A 24,105-nucleotide genomic window follows, 5' to 3' on the forward strand; every position below is an offset into this window, starting at 1 on the left:
ATTGTTCAAAAGCGTCCGGTTCTCTCCGAATCTGATGGACAGTTCCTCATCGCACTCACCGATTTCTGACTATAATAAACTATCTACGAAAACCATAATACCCGGGCGGCGAACCGTTCGTGTATGAAGAGGTGGGTTCGACCGTGAGCGTGTTCGACAGGGCGTACGACGATCCGGTCCGCGTGCTCGACGAGGACGGCGAGGTCGTCGGCGATGTACCCGACCTCGACGACGAGGAGCTCGTCGGGATCTACCGGCACATGCGGCTGGCGCGGCACTTCGACGAGCGGGCCGTGAGCCTCCAGCGGCAGGGGCGGATGGGAACGTATCCGCCCCTGTCGGGACAGGAGGGCGCGCAGATCGGCTCCGCGACCGCGCTCGCCGAGGGCGACTGGATCGTCCCCTCGTACCGCGAGCACGGCGCCGCCCTCGTCCGCGGGCTCCCGCTGAAACAGACCCTGCTCTACTGGATGGGCCACGAGGCGGGCAACGCGACCCCCGAGGACGTGAACGTGTTCCCGGTCGCGGTGCCCATCGCCTCGCAGGTTCCCCACGCCACCGGCGCGTCGTGGGCCTCGAAGCTCCGGGGGACCGACGAGGTGTTCCTCTGTTACTTCGGCGACGGAGCAACCAGCGAGGGCGACTTCCACGAGGGGGTCAACTTCGCGGGCGTGTTCGACACGCCGACCGTCTTCTTCTGTAACAACAACCAGTGGGCCATCTCCGTGCCCCGCGAGCGACAGACGCGGAGCGCGACGCTGGCCCAGAAGGCGGAGGCGTACGGGATCGACGGGGTACAGGTCGACGGGATGGACCCGCTCGCGGTGTACAGCGTCACGGAGGCGGCCGTCGAGAAGGCGCGCGCCCCCGAGACGGACCGCCCGCGCCCGACGCTGATCGAGGCGATCCAGTACCGCTTCGGCGCGCACACGACCGCCGACGACCCGACGGTCTACCGCGACGAGGACGAGGTCGAGCGCTGGAAGCGCAAGGACCCGATCCCGCGGCTGGAAGCGTACCTCCGGTCCGAGGGCGTGCTCGACGACGAGCGCGTCGCCGAGATCGAGACTCTCGTCGAGACGCGGGTGGCCGAGGCCATCGAGGCGGCCGAGTCGGAGGCGCGGCCGAGGCCGGAGGAGATGTTCAAGCACGCGTACGCGGAGCTCCCGCCGGAGCTGGAGCGGCAGTACGAGGAGTTCGCGGCGTTCCGCGAGGCGCACGGCGACGAGGCGTTCCTGGAGGAGTAAATGAGCGAGACACAGAACCTCACCGTGGTACAGGCGGTCCGAGACGGATTGTACACCGAGATGCGCGAGGACGACGACGTCCTCGTGTTGGGCCAGGACGTTGGGAAGAACGGCGGCGTCTTCCGCGCGACCGAAGGTCTGTTCGACGAGTTCGGCGGCGACCGCGTCGTCGACACCCCGCTCGCGGAGTCGGGGATCGTCGGTGCCGCCGTCGGCATGGCCGCGATGGGACTCAGACCCGTCCCCGAGATCCAGTTCTCCGGGTTCATGTACCCCGGATTCGACCAGATCGTCTCCCACATGGCCCGCTTCCGCACCCGAAGCCGGGGGCGATTCAACCTGCCGATGACCCTCCGCGCCCCCTACGGCGGGGGCATCCGCGCGCCCGAGCACCACTCCGAGTCGAAGGAGGCGTTCTACGCCCACGAGGCCGGGCTGAAGGTCGTTATCCCCTCGACGCCGTACGACGCGAAGGGGCTGTTGGCGGCGTCGATCCGCGACCCCGACCCGGTGATTTTCCTCGAACCGAAGCTCATCTACCGGGCGTTCCGCGGCGAGGTGCCCGAGGAACCGTACACCGTCCCCATCGGGGAGGCGACCACCCGCCGCGAGGGCGGCGACGTGGCGGTGTTCACCTACGGCGCCATGACGCGCCCGACGCTGGAGGCCGCCGAGAGCCTCGCCGAGGAGGGGATCGACTGCGAGGTCGTCGACCTCCGCACGGTGTCCCCGCTCGACCGCGAGGCGATCGTCGAGGCGTTCGAGGCCACCGGGCGCGCCGTCGTCGTCCACGAGGCCCCGAAGACGGGCGGGCTCGCGGCCGAGATCACGGCGATCATCCAAGAGGAGTCGCTGCTGTATCAGGAGGCGCCCGTGAAGCGGGTCGCCGGGTTCGACGTGCCGTACCCGCTGTACGCGCTGGAGGACTACTACCTCCCGACCGCGGCGCGTATCGAGGAGGGTATCACGGAGGCGGTGGAGTTCTGACCATGCCGGTTAAAGAGTTCAAGCTGCCCGACGTGGGCGAAGGCGTCGCCGAGGGAGAGCTCGTCTCGTGGCTGGTCGCGCCCGGCGACCGCGTCGAGGAGGACCAGCCGGTCGCGGAGGTCGAGACCGACAAGGCGCTCGTCGAGGTCCCGTCGAGCTACGACGGGACCGTCGAGGAGCTGTTCGTCGAGGAGGGCGACATCGTCCCCGTCGGCGACGTGATCATCTCGTTCCGCGTCGGCGAGGAGGGTGAGACGGCAGACGACTCCGGAGCGGACGAGGCGGGCTCGGCGGAGCAGGACGCTGCCGAGCCTGAGTCGGAGGCAGACATCGACGCGGACGCCGACACCGACTCGGAGCCGGCCACCCCGTCCGGTCGGACCTTCGCGCCGCCGTCGGCCCGCCGGCTCGCCCGCGAACTGGGCGTCGACATCGCTGCCGTCGACGGGAGCGGTCCCGGCGGTCGGATCAGCGAGGCCGACGTGCAAGCACACGCGGAGGGCGGCGGTGACGCCGCGGGCGATTCCGACTCCGACGAGGCGCCGGCGCCGACCCCGACCGACGTGGGATCCGGCGGCCGCAAGTCGGCCGTGAAAAAGCGCGGCGGCGACGGGGCCGCCGGAGCCTCGCCGACGACCGCAACCGCGCCCGACGCCCCCGAACCCGCTGGCCGCGAGACGACGCTCGCGACCCCGGCGACCCGGAGGGTCGCCCGCGAGCTGGGCGTCGACATCGACGACGTGCCGACCGACGAGACCCGGGACGGCGAAGCGTTCGTCACCGGCGAGATAGTTCGGGCGTACGCGGAGGCGCTGGAGTCGGGGGAATCGCCCGAGTCGGAAGCGTCGGAAGCGGATCTCGAAGGGTCGACTCTCGAGCCGGAATCCGTCGACGCCTCGCCTCGCGCGCCCGGATCGACCGACGAGACCGTCCCCTACCGCGGCGTGCGGCGTACCATCGGGAAGCAGATGGAGCGCTCGAAGTTCACCGCCCCGCACGTCACCCACCACGACACCGCCGAGGTCGACGCGCTCGTGGAGGCCCGCGAGGAGCTGAAACCCCGGGCCGAGGAGGAGGGCGTGAAGCTCACCTACATGCCGTTCGTGATGAAGGCGATCGTCGCGGGGCTGAAGGAGTACCCGTACCTCAACAGCGAGCTCCGCGAGGACGACGAGGAGATCGTGTTGAAGGGCGATTACAACCTCGGGATCGCCGTCGCGACCGACGCCGGGCTGATGGTGCCGGTCGTCGAGGACGTCGACGAGAAGGGGCTCTTCGAGCTGGCCACAGAGGTCAGGGACCTCGCCTCTCGCGCCCGCGAGCGGAAGCTCAAGCCGGCGGAGATGAAGGGCGGCACGTTCTCGATCACCAACTTCGGTGCCATCGGCGGCGAGTACGCGACGCCGATCATCAACTACCCCGAGACCGCGATCCTCGGGCTGGGCGCCATCGAGGAGCGCCCGGTCGCCCGCGACGGCGAGGTCGTCGCGGCGCCGACCCTACCCCTGTCGCTGTCGATCGACCACCGCGTGATCGACGGCGCGGTCGCGGCCGAGTTCGCGAACACCGTGATGGAACATCTTGAACACCCGCTGCTACTGTTGACTCAATAATGGTCGTCGGAGACATCGCAACCGGAACGGAGGTACTGGTGATCGGCGCGGGACCGGGCGGCTACGTCGCCGCCATCCGCGCCGCGCAGGAGGGGCTCGACACGACGCTCGTCGAGAAGGACGCCTACGGCGGCGCCTGCCTGAATCGCGGCTGCATCCCCTCGAAGGCGCTGATCTCGGGCTCGGGGCTCGCCCACGAGGCCGGCAACGCCGAGTCGATGGGGATCCACGCGGACCCCGCCGTCGACATGGGGAAGATGGTCGAGTGGAAGGACGGCGTGGTCGACCAGTTGACCAGTGGCGTCGAGAAGCTCTGTAAGGCCAACGGCGTGAACCTGATCGAGGGGACCGCCTCGTTCGTCGACGAGCACACCGCGCGCGTCGCCCACGGCGGCGAGGGACAGGGCTCGGAGTCGATCGAGTTCGAGCACGCGATCGTCGCGACCGGCTCGCGGCCGATACAGATCCCCGGCTTCGACTTCGCCGAGGACCACGTCTGGAGCTCCGCGGACGCGCTCGACGCGGACTCGGTCCCGGACCGGCTCGGGATCGTCGGCGGCGGCTACATCGGCATGGAGCTGGCGACGACGTACGCGAAGCTCGGCGCCGACGTGACCGTCGTCGAGATGCTCGACGACATCCTTGACCCGTACGAGGACGACGTGAAGCGGATCGTCCGCAAGCGCGCCGAGGAACTCGGCGTCGAGTTCGGCTTCGGCGAGGGCGCGAGCGAGTGGTCGGAGGGCGCCGACGGCGGCTACCTCCTCCACACGGAGACCGAAGAGGGCGAGGAGTCGACGTACGGCGCCGACAAGATCCTCGTCGCGGTCGGCCGCCAGCCGGTCACCGACGGGCTCGACCTGGAGAACGCCGGGATCGAGACCGACGACCGCGGGTTCATCCAGACGGACGACCGCACCCGCACCGCGGTCGAGCATGTCCACGCCGTCGGCGACGTGGCTGGCGACCCGATGCTCGCGCACGCGGCCTCGAAGGAGGGGATCGTCGCCGCCGAGGTGATCGCGGGCGAGCCGGCCGCGATGGACCAGCAGGCGATTCCCGCGGCGGTCTTCACCGACCCCGAGATTGGGACGGTGGGATTGACCGAGGCGGAGGCCGAAGCGGACGGGTTCGACCCGGTCGTCGGCGAGATGCCGTTCAACGCCTCGGGTCGCGCGATGACGACCGGCCACACCGAGGGGTTCGTTCGGCTCGTCGCCGACGACGAGACCGGCTTCGTGCTCGGCGCGCAGATCGTCGGCCCGGAGGCCTCGGAGCTGATCGCGGAGGTCGCGCTCGCGATCGAGATGGGCGCGACGCTGGAGGACGTGGCGGCGACGGTCCACACGCACCCCACGCTCGCGGAGGCGGTCATGGAGGCCGCGGAGAACGCCCGCGGACAGGCGATTCACACGCTGAACCGGTAGTCGAGAGCCGAGTCGACTGCTGCGTCTTTTTAAGCGGACGCGTCGTAGCCCGCCTCGTTCACCGCGCTCACCAAGGCGTCCGGGTCGGCGTCGCCCTCGACGGTCGCGGACTCGCTCTCGCGGTCCGCAGTCGCGCTCTCGACGCCGTCGACGCCTTCGAGCGCCTCTGTGACGCTCTGTTCGCAGTGTCCGCACGACATTCCCTCGACCGTGATCGTCTGGCTCATGACGCGTGACGATAGGGCCGGAGGACGTTTGTCGTTTTCTGCTTCGGAAACACGGTTCGATCGGCGGATCGACTTTGGAATCCGAACTGGTTCGCCCAACCGTCTTATATATCGGGTGCGTACCGGGACGCATGCGCGACCTCGACGAGACGGACCTGGAGATCCTGTCGCTGCTGGCCGAAAATGCTCGGCGCCCGTTCAGCGAGATCGGCGACCGCGTCGGGCTGTCGGGGCCGGCGGTCTCCGACCGCGTCACGCGGCTGCAGGAGGCCGGCGTCATCGAGGGGTTCACGGTCGACGTCGACCGCACGAAGCTTCAGGCCGGGGTTCCGGTGCTGATCGACGCGGAGCTGCCGCCGAACCGTCCCGAGGCGCTCGACGCGGCGCGGGATCGGGTCCGGGAGGCTGACGCGGTCGAGCACGTCTTCGTCACGGCCGAGGGCGACCTGCGGGTGTACGGGCGGGTGGAGGGGCGTAACGTCCGCGAGTGGGTGGCCGGGCTGTTCGAGGGGGTCGCCGTCGAGGACTACGCCGTCACGCTGGTCGACGAGTTCGAGTGGACACCCTCGATCGAGGGCGTGGAGTTCGCGCTGACGTGCGCGGAGTGTTCGAACACCGTTGATAGTGAAGGCGAGACGGCGCGGATCGACGGCGAAGTGTACCACTTCTGCTGTCCGTCCTGCCTGTCGCGGTTTCGAGAGCGGTACCAGCGACTGGAGGAGGGGGTGTAATTCGGCGAGTCGTTTGGTTATAAGTCGTTTTTGGCGGTGAACGTCTCCAAAGCCCCAGATGCTCGCTTATAAGTGGTTGACAGCGGATCGACGATGAACACCTCCAAAGCCCCAGCCGTGAGAGAGACGCACGCTCGCTCCGGTCCTCGGTCGCTCGCGTTGCTCGCTCCCTGCGGTCCTTACGTCGCCTGCGTCTCTCTCACGGCTGCCCCTTTGAGTCCCACCCCGACCGCAACCGCACCGCACCTCACGCCTCCCCAGCCTCGTCGCTCGCTTCGCTCGCGACTCCCTCGCACGCGCTCCTCGCGGCCGCCGATGGCGGCCACTCGGAGGCGCGCGCCACCGCCTGTCCTATTAAACTGGCCGCCGATTGGTTCGCACTCGTCTCTCACCAACGCCCCGCCTCACCGGTACTTTGGAATCGAATATTTCGACCCACCCGAACCCCCGATCTCGAAGCAGAAAACCGCCTAAGGGTGGGGCCCGTAGTAGTACACATGCCAACGAGAACAGCCCATCTGAACGTCACGGGGATGTCCTGCGCCAACTGCTCGGCGACGATCGAGGACGCCCTCGACGACCTCGACGGGGTGGCGTCGGCGAACGCCAACTACGCCACCGACGAGGGATCGGTCGAGTACGACCCCGACGAGGTCTCGCTCGGCGAGATCTACTCGGCGATCGAGGCCGCCGGCTACGGCGCGGTCAGCGAGACCGTCACGGTCGCGATCACGGACATGTCCTGTGCGAACTGCGCGGAGACCAACGCGGAGGCCCTCGAATCGACGCCGGGCGTGATCGCCGCCGACGTGAACTACGCGACCGACGAGGCGCAGGTCCGGTACAACCCCGCCGACGCCTCGCTCGGCGACCTCTACGACGCGATCGAGTCGGCGGGCTACTCGCCGGTCCGCGAGGGGAGCGGGAGTGGCGCGGGGGACGGGAACGGCGAGGGATCCGGGGACGGCGCCGGCACGGGTGGTTCCGGGCAGGACGCCCGCGACGCCGCCCGGGAGGAGGAGATCCGCAGGCAGCTCCGCCTGACCCTCTTCGGGGCGGTCCTCTCGGTGCCCCTGCTGGCGTTCATGGTCGACCACCTGGCGTTCGGCGGCGAGCTCTTCCCGGAGGCCCTCTTCGGCGTCCGGATCGGCTGGGTGCAGTTCCTGCTCGCGACGCCGGTACAGATCGTCTTGGGGCGACCGTTCTATAAGAACTCCTACAAGGCGCTCGTGACGAACGGGCGCGCCAACATGGACGTGCTGATCGCGCTCGGCTCCACGACCGCGTACGTCTACTCGGTCGCGGCGCTCTCGGGCGCGATCGCGGGGAGCCTCTACTTCGACACGGCCGCGTTCATCCTCGTGTTCATCACGCTCGGCAACTACTTGGAGGCCCGATCGAAGGGGCAGGCCGGCGAGGCGCTCCGAAAGCTGTTGGAGATGGAGGCCGACACGGCCACCCTCGTCGACGAGGACGGGACCGAGCGGGAGGTCCCCCTCGACGAGGTCGACGTCGGCGACCGCATGAAGGTCCGCCCGGGCGAGAAGATCCCGACGGACGGGGTCGTCGTCGACGGCCAGAGCGCGGTCGACGAGTCGATGGTGACCGGCGAGTCGGTCCCCGTCGAGAAGGAGGCCGGCGACGAGGTCGTCGGCTCCACGGTGAACGAGAACGGGCTGCTCGTGGTTGAGGCGACGAAGGTCGGCGCCGACACCGCGCTCCAGCAGATCGTCCGCACGGTGAAGGAGGCGCAGTCGCGCCAGCCCGACATCCAGAACCTCGCCGACCGCATCTCGGCGTATTTCGTCCCCGCGGTCATCGTCAACGCCCTGCTGTGGGGCGTCGTCTGGTTCCTCTTCCCGGAGGCGCTTGCCGGGTTCGTGAACGCGCTCCCGCTGTGGGGGCTCGTCGCGGGCGGCCCCGCGGTCGCCGGCGGCGCGGTCTCGGTCTCGGAGTTCGCGATCGTCGTGTTCGCCTCCTCCGTGCTCATCGCCTGTCCCTGCGCGCTCGGGCTGGCGACGCCCGCCGCGACGATGGTCGGCACGACGATCGGCGCCAAATACGGCGTCCTGTTCAAGGGCGGCGACGTGCTCGAACGCGCCAAGGATGTCGACACCGTCGTCTTCGACAAGACCGGCACCCTCACCGAAGGCGAGATGGAACTGACCGACGTGGTCGCCTTTGACCGCGACGGCGACCCGCTTCCCGACGGCGGCCCGACCCCGGACGGCGGTGCGACGCAGCGACGGGAGGGCGACGACGACCGCCCGACTCCCGATGACGCCCGCGACGCCGAAGACGAGGTGCTCCGACTCGCCGCGATCGCCGAACGCGGCAGCGAACACCCGCTCGCCCGCGCCATCGTCGACGGCGCCGAGGGCCGCGGGCTAGAGGTCCCCGAGCCGGACGGCTTCGAGAACGTCCCCGGCCACGGGGTCCGCGCGACGGTCGACGGCGACGAGGTGCTGGTCGGCAACCGGAAGCTGCTGCGCGACAACGATGTCGATCCCTCCCCCGCCGCCGAGGAGATGGAACGCTTGGAGAGCGAGGGGAAGACGGCGATGCTCGTCGCCCGCGTGCCCGCCGGCACGAACGAGGGCCGGCTCGTTGGAATCGTCGCCGACGCGGACACCGTGAAACCCAGCGCGGCCGACGCCGTGGCGGCCCTCCGCGACCGCGGCATCGACGTGATGATGATCACGGGCGACAACGAGCGCACCGCCCGCGCGGTCGCCAAGCAGGTCGGAATAGACCCCGAGAACGTCCGCGCCGAGGTCCTCCCCGAGGACAAGTCGGCGGCCGTCGAGGCGATTCAGAGTGACGGTCGGCAGGCGATGATGGTCGGTGACGGCGTCAACGACGCGCCCGCGCTCGCGGTCGCGTACGTCGGGACCGCCATCGGGAGCGGCACGGACGTGGCCATCGAGGCCGCGGACGTGACGCTGATGCGCGACGACCCGCTCGACGTGGCGAAGGCGATCCGGATCTCGGACGCGACGCTCCAGAAGATCAAACAGAACCTCGTGTGGGCGCTCGGCTACAACACGCTGATGATCCCGCTCGCCTCGCTCGGGCTGCTCCAGCCCGCGCTGGCCGCCGGCGCGATGGCGCTGTCCAGCGTGAGCGTGCTCACCAACAGCCTACTCTTCCGACGGTACGAGCCCGATCGCGACTACCGGCTGCTCGGCCGGCTGCGGTGAGCGAGGTCGACCGCACCGATCACGGCTCGCTTTTCATCACGCGGTACGCCTGATCGGCGTACCGGAATCGGGTCGTCTCGTTGTCGAAGCCAACTGTCTGGTCCGCCGTTCGCGTGTCCGTGTGGAGGACCACCTGTTCGACCTCCTTATCCATGAACGCGAGCAGATTTCGGTAGCCGCGGTTCCGCCATTGCATCACCTGCTCGGCGATGAGCATGCGGCCGGCCGTCTGCGCTCGCTCCAGCGTGAGGGTGGCTCGATCGTCGTCGCCGTCCGACGCCCGCCATCCATCTGTCCTGACGGTCACCGTGGTCCCGTCCGACTCGCTTGTCGTGTCGTCAGTCGACACGACGGAGACCGGCGGGGCGTCGAGCTCGACGAGGGAGGCGCTCCTCGGCGTCGCGTGCCCGTATCCCGCGACGGCGGCGTAGCGGCCTCCACCGAGGTACGGATACCGCTCCGCGTCTCCGTCGCCTCCGTCGTCCACCTCGCTGGTCGCCGCCGCCATCGCCCACGTCTCGCTCTCACCTGCTTGGAGGGTTTCACAGAAGCCGTCATGAGCACCTGGGCCGATGTGGTACCACTGGTCGTCCCGCAGTTTGTAGAGGTTCCAGTGACCGCAACTGGTCGATTCTTCCGATCGGTTGTAGTACGTGAACTCGATCCGAGTGGGCAACTCCGCCGTCTCGGTGCTCGGACGGACGAACCCTCGGGTCGTCTCGTCAGACTCGTGGTACCAGGTGACCCCGCACTCGCACGGGAGTCCCGGGACCGATATCCCGTCGAACTCTGAATCGATCTCCGGTCCCGGCGAGTCTGCCGACTTGTTCGATTCACCTTCCGGCGTGCTGCAGCCGGCAAACGCCCCGAGGGCAGCCGACAGGCCAGCGAGGACGGGGCGTCGGCGCATGTCCCTCCTGTCCGCCAGCGCGTGAAGGGTCTTGTGGCGGCCCCCCTCAAGCGTTCCACACGGATGCATATTTTATATAGCGATATTTGATTTAATTATACGATCCGGCCTCGCACCCCGATCGACGGCTACGACCGCTTCGCACGTCGGTTCCGGTCCCCTGAGCGACGATCGACCGGCTTTTTCCCCGCCGCGCCGTCGGATCGGGTATGGCCGACGAGTTCGACCCCGAGAAGTTCGAGGACAAGTACGCGAACTACTTCAACGAGCTCCAGCGGGCGTACAAGAACGCGTTCAACCAGATGAACGACCGGTACGACTCGGAGTTGATCCACGGGATCGACCAGACGGTGCTCAACGAGTCCGAGCCGTTCTACGAGGACGGCGAGTTCTACGTCGAGCTCCCCGAGAACCCCCGCGAGCGCATCCGCGGGGCCGTCTCCGTCGACGACGAGACGTTCGAGGAGACGCTCGACGAGTACGTCGACCGGATCGAGACGGAGCTGTACCGGACGCTGGGCGTCGACCGGCCGGAGTGAGCCGGCCGCGCTTCGCCCGCTTCGGCGCCCGATACGGCGGTTTTCGCGGCACGCGTCCCGTCGAACCAAAGGCATAAGCCGCCCGGACGCCAATCCGCGGACATGAGCACGGATACGACTGACGCGGACAACGACCTCCGCGAGCGGATCACGAACTTCCTGCGGCGCAACTTCCCGCAGATCCAGATGCATGGCGGGAGCGCCGCCATCAGCCACCTCGACCGCGAGAGCGGCGAGGTCACGATCCAGCTCGGCGGGGCCTGCTCCGGCTGCGGTATCTCCCCGATGACGATCCAGGCGATCAAGTCCCGGATGGTCAAGGAGATCCCCGAGATCGAGACGGTCCACGCCGACACGGGCGCCGCCGCAGGCGCGGACGGCGACCTCGGCGGAACCAGCAGCGGCGGCATGTCCCCCTCCTTCCCCGGTGAGACGACCGACGACGACAGCGACGACGAAGGGCCGCAGGCCCCGTTCTGAATCGGTTCTCCCGGTTTTCCCCGATCTCGCGGCTCTGTCCTCTGCGTTTTTCACCTTTCGATAGCTGTTCGCTCGATATTCCGATGTTTGGCCCGTTTCTGACTGATTCTGTGTGAGCGTGATTACCCCGCACTAAGTATAATTAAACCAAATATCGCTATATCAATTTGGCTTCAGAGCGCGACTGAAGGCTTTTTGCCCTCGGCGGTCGTGGACGATTCCTATGCACCATCGGGAAGTCGAGCCGACGGCGGAGTACGTCGCGCGGTTCGAGACGGGCGCCGACTGGCGCGAGGAGATCGAGGACCTCGCCCGCGCGGAGGACGTTGAGGCGGGCTGGTTCACGGCGCTCGGGGCCGTGCAGGACGCGGAGGTGTGGTTCTACGACCAAGACGAGTGTGAGTATCGCTCGGTGACGTTCGACGAGCCGCTGGAGGTCGCGGCCTGCGTCGGCAACGTCTCGCTGCTCGACGGCGACGTGTTCGCGCACACGCACGTCGTGCTGTCGCGACCGAGCGGGCAGGCGCTCGCGGGACACCTCGACTCCGCGACCGTCTGGGCCGGCGAGTGCCACCTGCGGGCGTTCGCGGAGCCGCTGGAGCGCTCTCACGACGAGGCCACCGACCTCGACCTATGGCTCTGAGTCGGAGCTGGCGGCGATGAGGCCGGACGACGAGCGCTACTTCGCTCGGATCGAAGACCGGCTGGACGAGGCGTGGGGCGTGGCCGAGGCCGCCAAGCAACAGGGCCACGACCCGAAGCCGGAGATCGAAATCCCGATCGCCCGAGACATGGCGGACCGCGTCGAGAACATCCTCGGGATCGACGGGGTCGCGGAGCGCGTCCGCGAGCTGGAGGGCGAGATGTCCCGCGAGGAGGCGGCGCTGGAGCTCGTCACGGACTTCGTCGAGGGGACCGTCGGCGACTACGACTCCCGCGCCGGCAAGGTCGAAGGCGCGGTTCGGACCGCGGTCGCACTGCTCACCGAGGGGGTCGTCGCCGCGCCGATCGAGGGGATCGACCGCGTGGAGCTGCTGGAGAACGACGACGGCACCGAGTTCGTCAACGTCTACTACGCCGGTCCGATCCGGTCCGCGGGCGGGACGGCGCAGGCGCTGTCCGTGCTCGTCGCCGACTACGCTCGATCCCTGCTCGACATCGACGAGTACAAGCCCCGAGACGTGGAGGTCGAGCGCTACGCCGAGGAGATCGCCCTCTACGACAAGGAGACGGGGCTCCAGTACACGCCGAAGGACAAGGAGTCGAAGTTCATCGCCCAGCACATGCCCGTCATGCTCGACGGGGAGGCGACGGGCGACGAGGAGGTCTCCGGGTTCCGCGACCTGGAGCGCGTCGACACCAACTCCGCGCGCGGCGGGATGTGCCTCGTCGCCGCCGAGGGGATCGCGCTGAAGGCCCCGAAGATACAGCGGTACACCCGCGACCTCGACGAGGTCGACTGGCCGTGGCTCCAGGACCTGATCGACGGCACGATCGGGAAGGACGGCGGCGGCGCGAGCGACGAGGCCGACGAGGACGCCGACGCGGAGGGGGACCACGACGGCGACGCGGAGGCAGACGGTGACGGTGAGGGCGACGAAAGCGACGGGGCCGGCTCGGAGGACGGGACCGATTCAGAGTCGGAAGCAGCCGAGCCCGACGGCCCGCTCCGAGCGAAGTCCTCCCAGAAGTTCCTTCGCGACCTGATCGCGGGTCGGCCCGTCTTCACCCATCCGAGCGAAGCGGGCGGGTTCCGGCTCCGATACGGTCGCGCGCGCAACCACGGATTCGCGACCGGCGGGGTCCATCCCGCGACGATGCACCTCGTCGACGACTTCCTCGCGGCGGGCACCCAGATCAAGACGGAGCGGCCGGGGAAGGCCCACGGGGTCGTCCCCGTCGACTCCATCGAGGGACCGACGGTCCGGCTCGCGAACGGCGAGGTCCGACGGATCGACGATCCCGAGGAGGCGAAGGCGATCCGGAACGGCGTCGAGAAGGTGCTCGATCTGGGCGAGTACCTCGTCAACTACGGCGAGTTCGTCGAGAACAACCACCCGCTCGCGCCCGCGTCGTACGTCTACGAGTGGTGGGTCCAGGAGTTCGAGGCTGCCGGCGCCGACGTGCAGGCCATGCGGGACGACCCGCACGTCGACCTCGAACACCCCAAGGTCGACGAGGCGCTCGCGTGGGCGCGCGAGTACGACTGCCCGCTCCACCCGGAGTACACCTCCCTCTGGCACGACGTGTCGGTCGACGCCTTCGAGGCGCTCGCCGACGCGGTCGCCGACGGCGACGTGGTTGAGGGCGTCCTCGCGATCGAGCGTACCGAGACGACCCAGACCGCCCTGGAGTCGCTGTTGGTCGAGCACGTCGCGACGCCGGACGCGCTCCGGATCCCCACGTGGCGCCCGCTCGCACGGTCGCTCGGGGTCGACGACGGGCTCCGGAAGACGTGGGACGCGGGCGACCTCTCCGCGGCGGCCCGCGAGTGGGACGACGGCGAGAACGCGGTGAAGGCGGTCAACGAGGTCGCTCCCTTCGAAGTCCGGGAGCGGGCGCCGACCCGGATCGGCAACCGGATGGGTCGCCCGGAGAAGTCGGAGAGCCGCGACCTCTCGCCGGCGGTCCACACCCTCTTCCCGATCAACGAGGCCGGTGGCCCCCAGCGCGACGTGGCGGAGGCCGCGAGCGTCATGGACGACACGGGTCACCGGGGGCGGTTGGAGGTGGAGGTCTCCGACCGCGTCTGTCCCGTGTGCGACGAGCACACCTACCGGGCGCGATGCCCGGACTGCGAGGTCCACACCGACCTCCACTACGAGTGCGGCGACTGCGGCACCGTCTGCGAGCCCGACGAGGCCGGCCGCGTCGAGTGCCCGCGCTGCGAGTGGGAGGTGCGCGCGGCGACCTACCAAGAAGTCGATCTCAACGACGCGTACCGCTCCGCGCTGGAGAACGTCGGCGAGCGGGAGTCCGCCTTCGAGATCCTGAAGGGGGTTCAGGGGCTCACCTCGCGGAACAAGACCCCCGAGCCGATCGAGAAAGGGGTCCTTCGCGCGAAGAACGGCGTCACGTCGTTCAAGGACGGGACGGTCCGCTACGACATGACCGACCTCCCCGTCACGTCGGTCCGGCCCGCAGAACTCGACATCACCGCCGACCACCTCCGGGAGATCGGCTACGAGACCGACATCGACGGCGAGCCGCTGCGCCACGACGACCAGCTCGTGGAGCTCCGGGTGCAGGACATCGTCCTCTCCGACGGCGCCGCCGAGCACATGCTCAAGACCGCGGACTTCGTCGACGACCTCCTCGAACAGTTCTACGGGCTCGACCGCTTCTACGAGGTCAACGAGCGCGACGACCTCGTCGGCGAGCTCGTCTTCGGGATGGCGCCCCACACGAGTGCGGCTACTGTCGGAAGAGTGGTAGGATTCACGTCCGCCGCCGTCGGGTACGCTCATCCGTACTTTCACGCCGCTAAGCGTCGGAATTGCGACGGCGACGAGGATTGCGTCATGCTTCTCATGGACGGACTTCTCAACTTCTCGAAGACGTTCTTGCCGGACCAGCGCGGCGGTCGCATGGACGCGCCCCTCGTGATGTCCTCGCGGATCGATCCCTCGGAGATCGACGACGAGGCGCACAACGTCGACATCGCGCGGGAGTACCCGCGGGAGTTCTACGACGCGACGCTGGAGATGGCGGATCCGGAGTCGATCGAGGACCTGATCCAGATCGGCGAGGACACGCTCGGGACCGACGAGGAGTACCACGGGTTCGGCCACACCCACGACACGACGGACATCGCGATGGGCCCGGATCTGTCGGCGTACAAGACGCTCGGCGACATGATGGAGAAGATGGGCGCCCAGCTGGAGCTGGCCCGGAAGCTCCGCGCGGTCGACGAGACGGACGTGGCCGAGCGCGTGATCGAGTACCACTTCCTGCCGGACATCATCGGGAACCTCCGCGCGTTCTCGCGGCAGAAGACGCGGTGTCTCGACTGTGGCGAGAAGTACCGGCGGATGCCGCTCTCGGGCGACTGCCGGGAGTGCGGCGGGCGGGTGAACCTCACCGTCCACGAGGGGTCGGTGAGCAAGTACGTTGACACGGCGATCGAGGTCGCCGACCGGTTCGGCTGCCGGCCCTACACGAAACAGCGGTTGAAGGTGTTAGACCAGTCGCTGGAGTCGATCTTCGAGGACGACACCAACAAGCAGTCCGGTATTGCGGACTTTATGTGAGGTCGAGTTTGTTAGGCGCTTTCTGCGGGTTTCTAAGTAGTGGTCGGTGTCGTCGGTCGTTTATAAGTAGCTGCTGACGGATCAACGGCGAACACCTCCAAAGCCCCAGTCGCGAGGACTCGCGCACCTCGTTGCGCGCTTCAGTCGCTCGCTTCGCTCGCTCCTTGCAGTGCTTACGTCGGTGTGCTTCGTCCTCGCGACTGCCCCTTTGAGTCCCGCCCTACCCGCACCGCGACCGCACCTCACGCCTCCCCAACCTCGTCGGCGCGGCGCTTATAAGCGCCGCGCCGACTCCCCCGCGGGCTCCTCGCGGTCGCCGGTGGCGACCGTTCGGAGGCGCGCCACCGCTGCTGCCGCCCCTTCTATTTATAAATAGACCGTCGCTATTGCCTCGCCTCAGTCGTCGCGCGCGTCCTCGACCACTTGCACGAACTCGCGGGCGGTCTCGGTGATCGCTTCGTAGTCGCCGCGCTCGGCGGCGTCGTAGTCGACGAGGGCGCCGCCCGCGCCGACCGCGAACGCGCCGGCGTCGACGTAGTCGGCCGCGTTGTCCGGGCCGACGCCTCCGGTCGGCATCATCGGGATCTGTCCGAGCGGCCCCTGCATCGCGCCGAGGTGGGCCGGACCGACGGTCTTGGCCGGGAACACCTTCACGAAGTCGGCGCCGGCCTCGTAGCCGCGGATCGCCTCGGTCGGCGTCATCACGCCGGGCGCGCTGACGGCGCCGTAGCGGTTGCACGTCTCGATCACGTCCTCGTGGAGGCTCGGCGAGACGACGAACTCCGCGCCGGCCATCAGCGTGGTCCGGGCGGTCTCGCTGTCGAGGACGGTGCCGGTACCCACGACGACCTCGCCGTCGAAGGAGCCGGCGACCTCGCCGAGCTTCTCGGCCACGTCGGGCGTGTCCGCGGTGATCTCGACGGCGGTGACGCCGCCCTCGCGCAGCGCCTCCGTGATCCCGATGAGCTGGTCGGCCTCGACTCCGCGCAGCACCGCGACGACGCCGCTGTCGACGATCCGTGAGAGCGTCTCGTTCATACGCCCCTGTTTCCGAGCGGCCACTTAAATACGCGCGGATGCGAACGAACTCTATAGCCGTCACCGCGCGGTCCCGATCGTGCGATCGGTCGACACGAAAACGGCGGCGATCGCGGGTCGATCCGGTCGAAACGGCCGAGACGAAACACTACCCTTTTGACCCTGCTGTCGGTAACAAGCGGTATAATGGGCCGACGCAAGAAGATCGTTCAAGAGTGTGAGCGGCTGATGGACTCCCCGGAGAACATCCGGAACATCGCCATCGCCGCCCACGTCGACCACGGGAAAACGACGCTCTCCGACAACCTGCTGGCCGGTGCCGGCATGATCTCCCAGGACACCGCGGGCGAGCAGCTCGCGATGGACACGAAGGAGGACGAGCAGGAGCGCGGCATCACCATCGACGCGGCGAACGTTTCGATGACTCACGAGTACGAGGATACCAACCACCTCATCAACCTCATCGACACGCCGGGCCACGTCGACTTCGGGGGCGACGTCACCCGCGCGATGCGCGCGGTCGACGGCGCGCTGGTGGTCGTCGACGCCGTGGAGGGCGCGATGCCCCAGACCGAGACGGTGCTCCGGCAGGCGCTCCGCGAGGGCGTGAAGCCGGCGCTGTTCATCAACAAGGTCGACCGTCTCATCTCCGAGCTCCAGGAGGGACCCCAGGAGATGCAGGAGCGGCTGATGTCCGTCATCGCTGACGTCAACGAGCTCATTCGCGGGATGGCCGAGAACATGGACGACATCCCCGAGGACTGGACCGTCTCCGTCGAGGACGGCACGGTCGGGTTCGGCTCCGCGCTGTACAAGTGGGGCGTCTCGATGCCGTCGATGCAGCGGACCGGGATGGACTTCGCCGACATCATGGAGCTGGAACAGAACGACGAGCGGCAGGAACTCCACGAGCGGACGCCGCTGTCGGACGTCGTGCTCGACATGGTCTGTGAGCACTTCCCGAACCCGGTCGACGCCCAGCCCCGCCGTGTCCCGCGCATCTGGCGCGGCGACGCGGAGAGCGAGCTGGCCGACACGATGCGGATGGTCAACGAGGACGGCGAGGTCGTCTTCATGGTCACCGACATCTCCATGGACCCGCACGCGGGCGAGATCGCGACGGGCCGCGTCTTCTCCGGCACGCTGGAGAAGGGTCAGGAGCTGTACGTCTCCGGGACCGCCGGCAAAAACCGCATCCAGAGCGTCGGGCTCTTCATGGGGTCCGAGCGCGAGGAAGTGGACCGCGTCCCGGCGGGGAACATCGCGTCCGTCACCGGCCTGCGTGACGCCATCGCCGGCTCCACCGTCTCCTCCGTGGAGATGACGCCGTTCGAGTCGATCGAGCACATCTCCGAGCCGGTCATCACGAAGTCCGTCGAGGCGCAGAACATGGACGACCTGCCGAAGCTCATCGAGACGCTCCAGCAGGTCGCCAAGGAGGACCCGACGATCCAGATCGAGATCAACGAGGACACGGGCGAGCACCTCATCAGCGGGCAGGGCGAGCTCCACCTCGAAGTGATCACCCAGCGGATCCGCGACAACCAGGGCATCCCGGTCATCACCGGGGAGCCGATCGTGGTCTTCCGCGAGCAGCCCCAGGAGGCCTCCCGCGAGGTCGAGGGGCAGTCGCCGAACCGCCACAACAAGTTCTACATCACCGTCGAGCCGATGGCCCAGGATATCGTCGACGCCATCCAGCTCGGCGAGGTCTCGATGGACATGCCCGAACTGGAGCGCCGCGAGGCGCTGCAGGAGGCCGGCATGGACAAGGACACCTCCCAGAACGTCGAGCACATCCACCGAACCAACATCCTCATCGACGACACGAAGGGGATTCAACACCTCAACGAGACGATGGAGCTGGTGCTCGAAGGGCTTCAGGAAGCGCTCGACGACGGGCCGCTCGCCGCCGAGCCGGTCCAGGGGTCGCTGTTCCGGCTGCACGACGCGAAGCTCCACGAGGACACCATCCACCGCGGTCCCGCACAGGTCATCCCCGCGGTCCGCGACGCGGTCCACCGCTCGCTGATCGACGGCGAGGTCCGCCTGCTGGAGCCGATCCAGGACGTTCGGATCGACGTGCCCTCGGAGCACATGGGCGCGGCGTCCGGCGAGATTCAGGGCCGCCGCGGCCGCGTCGACGACATGTACCAGGAGGGCGATCTCATGGTCGTCGAGGGCATCGCGCCCGTCGAGGAGATGATCGGGTTCTCCTCCGACATCCGCTCGGCCACCGAGGGCCGCGCCTCGTGGAACACCGAGAACGCGGGCTTCCGCGTGCTCGTCGACAACCTCCAGCGCGAGAAGATCATGGAGATCCGCGAGCGCAAGGGGATGAAGCTGGAACTGCCGCAGTCGATCGACTACTTCTAAGTCGACGGCGCGGTTCGCGGCTTGCGGCTCGCTGCTTCTGCGGTTTCTCTCTCGATTCTTTCGCCCTTTTCAGCCCGTCAGCGACGAACTACCTGATCGCCGACCGCCCGCCGACGAGCGCGAAGAGCAGTCCGATCACGATCGCGACGAGCGGCGCGTTCGACGTGCGGTCCTTCAGGAACGCGGCGTCCGGATCCGACGGGTCGACGTACGCCGTCGCGGATTCGCCGACGGCGTACCCCTCGATCACCGACCGGGCCGCCGACTCGGTGTCGTAGTTCGACGTGATCGCCGACGGGAAGACGTTCGTGCTCGCGTACTCGGTCCCCTCGTACTCGTAGGTGAACCGGACGGTGGGTCGGTAGTCGACGCCGGCCTCGCTTCCCGTCGACGTCGACTCGATGTCGAGTTCGGTGACCGTGGCGTCGACCTCGACGGCGTCGTCCACGGCGTTCGACTGCTGGGTGTAGTCGTACGCGCCGTACCCGGTCGCCGCGAGCCCGATCATCAGCATGAGGACCGCACCCCGGACCGTGTTCGGGCCGCTGATCGTGAGTCCGTCGTCTCCCATTCGCTACGTCACCTCGAGGCGGCGAGAGTCGGTTCCGTGTGAGCGCTCACGTCGCAACCGCTGACGAACAGCGTGGAGGGTTTTCACATCGTCGCGAGACGCCCTCGCCACATAATTGTGCGGTTGTCCCATCAGCCGTCTGCCGGTTCACCGTCGCGGCTTCTGTGCTGCCGGTTGCGAGTCGCCCTATTCCGTGCGCCGCGTTGGCAGGCTCGATAGCGAGGCAACGCCTGCCATCGCCGAAGGCTTATACCGGATCCCCCGACTCCTTTCGGGTATGCAGACGGGCACGACTCCTGCTCGGCGCATCGCGATGGAGCCAGCAAGCGACCGCTCCGTGCCGCCGACAGGACCGTGCCGGACCGGACCGCCGACGGGGACCTCCGGAACGTCGCTCGCCGCGACGGCGGCGGTTTCCGACGCGGAGGTGGCGGCGTGAGCGACGCCCGCGACGGGGTCCCCGAGGAGGAAGCGGACGGCGAGGACGTCACCCCTGACGGCGGCGGCCACGCGTCGACGGCGCCGTCGACGCACACGGTGCGGCTCGAACTCGCCGACGAGCCGGGACAGCTCCTCGCCGCGCTCCACCCGATCGCCGACAACGGGGGGAACCTCCTCTCGATCTACCACGAGCGCGGGAACAAGACCCCCCGCGGCCGGATCCCGGTCGAGGTCGACTTCGAGGCGACTCCGGAGCGCTTCGAGGGGATCGTCGAGGCCCTTCGGACCGAGGGCGTGAACGTGATGCAGGCGGGGACGGAGCGGTACGCCGAGGAGGTGACCATCCTGCTCTTCGGTCACCTCATCGACACGGACCTATCGGACTCCCTCTCGCGGATCGAGGCCTGCGAGTCCGCCTCCGTCGCCGACGTGTCGCTGGCGGCGCCGCAGGGGACCGAAGAGTCGTCGAGCGCCCGGCTTCGCCTGGAGGCCCGCGCCGGGGAGACGGAGGCTGCCCTCGCGGCGGTTCGGGAGCTGGCTGACGAGAAGAAGCTACGTCTGGTCGAGCCGCTCACGGGGGTGGAGGCGTGAGACTCGCCGTCGTCGGCGCGGGCGCGGTCGGGCGCTCGGTCGTCGACCTCGCGAGCGAGTACGGCCACGAGGTCGTCGCGGTCGCGGACTCGTCGAGCGCGGTCGTCGCGGACGGGAAGGGCGACCGGGACGCCGGCGTCGACCCCGACGCGGTGGTGGCCCGCAAGACCGAGCGCGGGATCGTCGGCGACGACGACCCCGCGGACGCGCTTGCGGCCGACTACGATGCGCTGGTCGAGGCGACGCCGACGACGCTCGGCGACGCCGAGCCCGGCTTCTCGCACGTCCGGACCGCGCTGGAGCGCGACCGCCACGCCGTGCTCGCGAACAAGGGGCCGGTCGCGGAGCGGTTCGGCGATCTGCGCTCGCTCCTGAACGACAGCGACGGCGAGATCCGGTTTGAGGCGACGGTGGGCGGCGCGATACCCGCGGTGTCGACCGTCGAGGACATCGAGCCTGGTCACGTCACGGCAGTCCGGGGCGTGCTCAACGGGACGGCGAACTTCATCCTGACGCGGATGGCCGCCGAGGGCCTCGACTACGACCACGTGCTCGCGGAGGCGCAGGACCTCGGCGTCGCCGAGGCCGACCCCTCCTTCGACGTGGACGGCACCGACGCGGCGCTCAAGTGCGTCATCCTCGCCAACGTGCTATCCTTCGGCGCGGCCGACGACCCCGCCGACGCCCGCGAGTTCACGCTCGACGACGCCGACGTGTCGGGCATCCGCGACGTGCCCGGGTCCGCGCTCCGGCTCGCGGCCGAGGACGGCCGGACGGTCAGGCTCATCGGCGAGGCGACGGGCGAGACGGTTCGGGTCGCGCCGCGGCTCGTCCCCGAGAACGGGACGCTCGCGGTCTCCGGCACGCAGAACATCGTCCAGATCGAGACCACCCACGCCGGCCGGCTCAACATCTCCGGGCGCGGGGCGGGCGGCCCGGAGACCGCGAGCGCGGTGCTCGGGGACGTCGGGCGGCTGGAGTAGCGTCGCGAGCGTCGGAACGGGTCCTCCTCGTCCCCGATTCGTGTCACCGGAACCCGGCACGCGACCTCGGTCGTGTGACGCGCTGCCGTGACCCGCGTTGTCGAGAATCGCCCGACGGCGTCGCGATCATCTGTAGGCCGTATCGAAACCGTTTTAGTGGAATCTACCGAAACTTACTCACAGAGCGCCTTAGCGCGTGATTACCCCATGAGTGACAAACCGCACCAGAATCTGGCCATCATCGGCCACGTCGACCACGGCAAGAGTACGCTCGTGGGTCGCCTCCTCTTCGAGACGGGGAGCGTCCCCGAGCACGTAATCGAGCAGCACCGCGAGGAAGCCGAAGAGAAGGGCAAGGGCGGCTTCGAGTTCGCCTACGTGATGGACAACCTCGCCGAGGAGCGCGAGCGCGGCGTCACGATCGACATCGCCCACCAGGAGTTCGACACGGACAACTACTACTTCACCATCGTCGACTGCCCGGGCCACCGTGACTTCGTGAAGAACATGATCACGGGCGCCTCGCAGGCCGACAACGCGGTGCTCGTCGTCGCGGCCGACGACGGTGTCGCGCCCCAGACCCGAGAGCACGTGTTCCTGGCCCGCACGCTGGGTATCAACGAGCTCATCATCGGCGTCAACAAGATGGACCTCGTCGACTACAGCGAGGACTCCTACAAGCAGGTCATCGACGAGGTCGAAGACCTGCTCAACCAGGTCCGCTTCGCGACTGAGGACACGTCGTTCGTGCCCATCTCGGCGTTCGAGGGCGACAACGTCGCCGAGGCGTCCGAGAACACCCCGTGGTACGACGGCGACACGCTGCTGGAGTCGCTCAACGACCTGCCGGAGTCCGAGCCGCCGACGGACGCGCCGCTTCGACTCCCGATCCAGGATGTCTACACCATCTCCGGTATCGGGACCGTCCCCGTGGGACGCGTCGAGACCGGTATCCTCAACACCGGCGACAACGTCTCCTTCCAGCCGTCCGACGTGGGCGGCGAAGTGAAGACGGTCGAGATGCACCACGAGGAAGTGCCCAAGGCCGAGCCCGGTGACAACGTCGGGTTCAACGTCCGCGGCATCGGTAAGGACGACATCCGCCGCGGCGACGTCTGTGGCCCGGCTGACGACCCGCCGAGCGTCGCCGAGACGTTCCAGGCGCAGGTCGTCGTCATGCAGCACCCCAGCGTCATCACCGCCGGCTACACGCCCGTCTTCCACGCCCACACGGCGCAGGTCGCCTGTACGATCGAGTCCATCGATCAGAAGATCGACCCGTCGTCCGGTGAGGTCGCCGAGGAGAACCCGGACTTCATCAAGTCCGGCGACGCGGCGGTCGTCACCGTGCGCCCGCAAAAGCCGCTCAGCATCGAGCCGTCCGGCGAGATTCCGGAACTCGGCAGCTTCGCCATCCGCGACATGGGTCAGACCATCGCGGCCGGCAAGGTGCTCGAAGTCAACGAGCGATAATCGATGCAGCAGGCACGCGTCCGCCTCGCCGGCACGAGCCCCGAGGACCTCGACGACATCTGCGACGACGTCCGCGAGATCGCGGACTCGACGGGGGTCGCCCTGTCGGGCCCGATCCCGCTGCCGACGAAGACGCTCGAGATCCCGTCGCGCAAGTCCCCGGACGGTGAGGGGACGGCGACGTGGGAGCACTGGGAGATGCGCGTCCACAAGCGTCTGATCGACATCGACGCCGACGAACGCGCGCTCCGCCAGCTCATGCGCGTCCAAGTGCCGAACGACGTCAGCATCGAGATCGTTCTCGAAGACTGAGCGCTAGGGCGTTTTTCTTTCACCCTTTCGTTTTTTGAGATCCCTAGCGGAGACGCTGTCGGTCGGTTCCAGCCGCTGCCCTTACGACACGTCGAGCAGCCGCGCGCGTCCGGCGACGAGCCCGCAGAACGCCCCGGTCGCGTGGGCGATCAGCGCGACGCCGGGCGCCGCGGTCGTCGCGGTGAGGACGACGGCTGCCAGCCCGAACAGCGCGAACTGCGCCCGCACGGAGAGCCGCAAGCGATCGAACAGCGTCGCGCTCACGACGTTGCCCGCGAGGAGGTAGCCGCCGAGCGCGAAGACGGCGCCGCTGAGCCCCAACACGGCCGCCGGGGGACCGAGTAGCCCGCCGAGCGTCACTTGCGCGACCCCGGCGAGCGCGCCGCTCCCGACCACGAACGCGTGGAACCGGAGACGGGTGGTCCGACGCTCGACGAGGGGGCCGACGAGGAGTAACGCGAGCGCGTTCGCCAGCAGGTGACCGATCGATCCGTGCGCGTACACGCTGGTGAAGAGGGTCCACGGCGCGACGGCGAGCGGCGTCGACAGCGCGAAGATCCCCGCGAGGTCGACGACGCTCAACGCGAGCTGTGCGAGTCCGACGAGGAGGGCGACCGCGAGCGTCTCGAACGTGGCGCGCATCGCTCGGTCGTTCGCGCCGGAGCGGGTTAAACCCGACCGCGGCGGTCGGATCGCGTCGTCCGGGTCG

21 protein-coding genes are annotated in these 24,105 nt (G+C 68.5%); 16 read left to right on the forward strand and 5 right to left on the reverse strand.

The window, feature by feature from the left end; translation table 11 throughout:
• The first annotated feature begins 143 nt into the window (after positions 1-143).
• The 4 genes from pdhA to lpdA are packed head-to-tail and all read left to right on the forward strand — an operon-like array spanning position 144 to position 5,274.
• On the forward strand, positions 144-1,247 hold the full coding sequence (pdhA, locus tag ACP96_RS12225; RefSeq protein ID WP_050033543.1) for a pyruvate dehydrogenase (acetyl-transferring) E1 component subunit alpha: 1,104 nt from the start codon (positions 144-146) through the stop codon (positions 1,245-1,247).
• Positions 1,248-2,234 carry an alpha-ketoacid dehydrogenase subunit beta gene (locus ACP96_RS12230; RefSeq protein WP_050033500.1) on the forward strand — a complete coding sequence of 329 codons (987 nt, stop codon included), beginning with the start codon at positions 1,248-1,250 and terminating at the stop codon, positions 2,232-2,234.
• Positions 2,235-2,236: 2 nt separating this feature from the next.
• Positions 2,237-3,847: a 2-oxo acid dehydrogenase subunit E2 gene (locus tag ACP96_RS12235; RefSeq protein ID WP_050033501.1), complete on the forward strand. Its 1,611-nt coding sequence runs from the start codon at positions 2,237-2,239 to the stop codon at positions 3,845-3,847.
• On the forward strand, positions 3,847-5,274 hold the full coding sequence (gene lpdA, locus ACP96_RS12240) for a dihydrolipoyl dehydrogenase (RefSeq protein WP_050033502.1): 1,428 nt from the start codon (positions 3,847-3,849) through the stop codon (positions 5,272-5,274). Before ACP96_RS12235 ends, lpdA begins: the two co-directional genes overlap by 1 nt.
• A 29-nt stretch (positions 5,275-5,303) precedes the next feature.
• Here lpdA and ACP96_RS12245 read toward each other — a convergent pair whose 3' ends face one another.
• The gene (locus ACP96_RS12245; protein WP_050033503.1) at positions 5,304-5,501 is read right to left on the reverse strand and encodes a CopZ family metallochaperone; all 198 of its coding nucleotides are present in this window, start codon (positions 5,499-5,501) and stop codon (positions 5,304-5,306) included.
• 131 nt (positions 5,502-5,632) lie between these two features.
• On the opposite strand from ACP96_RS12245, the gene ACP96_RS12250 reads away from it, so the two are divergent.
• A complete protein-coding gene (locus tag ACP96_RS12250) occupies positions 5,633-6,232 on the forward strand; it encodes an AsnC family transcriptional regulator (RefSeq protein WP_050033504.1) in 600 nt (199 codons plus the stop codon).
• 497 nt (positions 6,233-6,729) lie between these two features.
• A complete protein-coding gene (locus tag ACP96_RS12255; RefSeq protein WP_050033505.1) occupies positions 6,730-9,432 on the forward strand; it encodes a heavy metal translocating P-type ATPase in 2,703 nt (900 codons plus the stop codon).
• A gap of 19 nt (positions 9,433-9,451) precedes the next feature.
• Here ACP96_RS12255 and ACP96_RS12260 read toward each other — a convergent pair whose 3' ends face one another.
• Entirely contained in the window at positions 9,452-10,411 is a 960-nt protein-coding gene (locus tag ACP96_RS12260; protein WP_154020465.1) for a hypothetical protein, read from the reverse strand.
• A 140-nt stretch (positions 10,412-10,551) separates the two neighbouring features.
• Between ACP96_RS12260 and ACP96_RS12265 the strand changes: the two genes are divergently transcribed.
• The 4 genes from ACP96_RS12265 (at position 10,552) to ACP96_RS12280 (ending at position 15,611) form a co-directional block, all read left to right on the forward strand.
• Positions 10,552-10,881, forward strand: coding sequence for a DUF5783 family protein (locus ACP96_RS12265; protein WP_050025876.1), 330 nt, complete (start codon positions 10,552-10,554; stop codon positions 10,879-10,881).
• A gap of 102 nt (positions 10,882-10,983) precedes the next feature.
• Positions 10,984-11,361: an iron-sulfur cluster biogenesis protein NfuA gene (locus tag ACP96_RS12270; protein ID WP_050025877.1), complete on the forward strand. Its 378-nt coding sequence runs from the start codon at positions 10,984-10,986 to the stop codon at positions 11,359-11,361.
• Positions 11,362-11,584: 223 nt separating this feature from the next.
• Positions 11,585-12,004 (forward strand): PPC domain-containing DNA-binding protein, encoded by a 420-nt coding sequence (locus ACP96_RS12275; protein ID WP_050033507.1) that lies wholly within the window; start codon positions 11,585-11,587, stop codon positions 12,002-12,004.
• Positions 12,005-12,020: 16 nt separating this feature from the next.
• Complete coding sequence (locus ACP96_RS12280) at positions 12,021-15,611, forward strand: DNA polymerase II large subunit (protein WP_050033508.1); 3,591 nt, start codon at positions 12,021-12,023, stop codon at positions 15,609-15,611.
• A 396-nt stretch (positions 15,612-16,007) separates the two neighbouring features.
• Here ACP96_RS12280 and ACP96_RS12285 read toward each other — a convergent pair whose 3' ends face one another.
• Complete coding sequence (locus ACP96_RS12285) at positions 16,008-16,649, reverse strand: bifunctional 4-hydroxy-2-oxoglutarate aldolase/2-dehydro-3-deoxy-phosphogluconate aldolase (protein WP_050033509.1); 642 nt, start codon at positions 16,647-16,649, stop codon at positions 16,008-16,010.
• Between the two features lie 186 nt (positions 16,650-16,835).
• On the opposite strand from ACP96_RS12285, the gene ACP96_RS12290 reads away from it, so the two are divergent.
• Positions 16,836-19,025, forward strand: coding sequence for an elongation factor EF-2 (locus tag ACP96_RS12290; protein WP_050033510.1), 2,190 nt, complete (start codon positions 16,836-16,838; stop codon positions 19,023-19,025).
• A gap of 88 nt (positions 19,026-19,113) precedes the next feature.
• On the opposite strand, the gene ACP96_RS12295 is transcribed toward ACP96_RS12290, so the two are convergent.
• Positions 19,114-19,596: a DUF3592 domain-containing protein gene (locus ACP96_RS12295; protein ID WP_050025881.1), complete on the reverse strand. Its 483-nt coding sequence runs from the start codon at positions 19,594-19,596 to the stop codon at positions 19,114-19,116.
• A gap of 277 nt (positions 19,597-19,873) precedes the next feature.
• Here ACP96_RS12295 and ACP96_RS18720 point away from each other — a divergent pair, with 277 nt between their 5' ends.
• The 5 genes from ACP96_RS18720 (at position 19,874) to rpsJ (ending at position 23,396) form a co-directional block, all read left to right on the forward strand.
• Positions 19,874-20,035 (forward strand): hypothetical protein, encoded by a 162-nt coding sequence (locus tag ACP96_RS18720; RefSeq protein ID WP_154020466.1) that lies wholly within the window; start codon positions 19,874-19,876, stop codon positions 20,033-20,035.
• Positions 20,032-20,628 (forward strand): amino acid-binding protein, encoded by a 597-nt coding sequence (locus ACP96_RS12300; RefSeq protein WP_050033544.1) that lies wholly within the window; start codon positions 20,032-20,034, stop codon positions 20,626-20,628. The genes ACP96_RS18720 and ACP96_RS12300 overlap by 4 nt, the downstream gene beginning before the upstream one ends.
• Positions 20,625-21,611, forward strand: coding sequence for a homoserine dehydrogenase (locus ACP96_RS12305; RefSeq protein WP_050033511.1), 987 nt, complete (start codon positions 20,625-20,627; stop codon positions 21,609-21,611). Before ACP96_RS12300 ends, ACP96_RS12305 begins: the two co-directional genes overlap by 4 nt.
• Positions 21,612-21,818: 207 nt before the next feature.
• The gene (gene tuf, locus ACP96_RS12310) at positions 21,819-23,084 is read left to right on the forward strand and encodes a translation elongation factor EF-1 subunit alpha (protein WP_050025883.1); all 1,266 of its coding nucleotides are present in this window, start codon (positions 21,819-21,821) and stop codon (positions 23,082-23,084) included.
• Between the two features lie 3 nt (positions 23,085-23,087).
• Positions 23,088-23,396 carry a 30S ribosomal protein S10 gene (rpsJ, locus tag ACP96_RS12315; protein WP_004048854.1) on the forward strand — a complete coding sequence of 103 codons (309 nt, stop codon included), beginning with the start codon at positions 23,088-23,090 and terminating at the stop codon, positions 23,394-23,396.
• Between the two features lie 81 nt (positions 23,397-23,477).
• Here rpsJ and ACP96_RS12320 read toward each other — a convergent pair whose 3' ends face one another.
• A complete protein-coding gene (locus ACP96_RS12320; RefSeq protein WP_050033545.1) occupies positions 23,478-24,038 on the reverse strand; it encodes a rhomboid family intramembrane serine protease in 561 nt (186 codons plus the stop codon).
• Positions 24,039-24,105 lie beyond the last annotated feature (67 nt).

This window comes from Halorubrum halophilum, assembly GCF_000739595.1.
In the GTDB taxonomy this organism is placed as follows: Archaea; Halobacteriota; Halobacteria; order Halobacteriales; family Haloferacaceae; genus Halorubrum; species Halorubrum halophilum.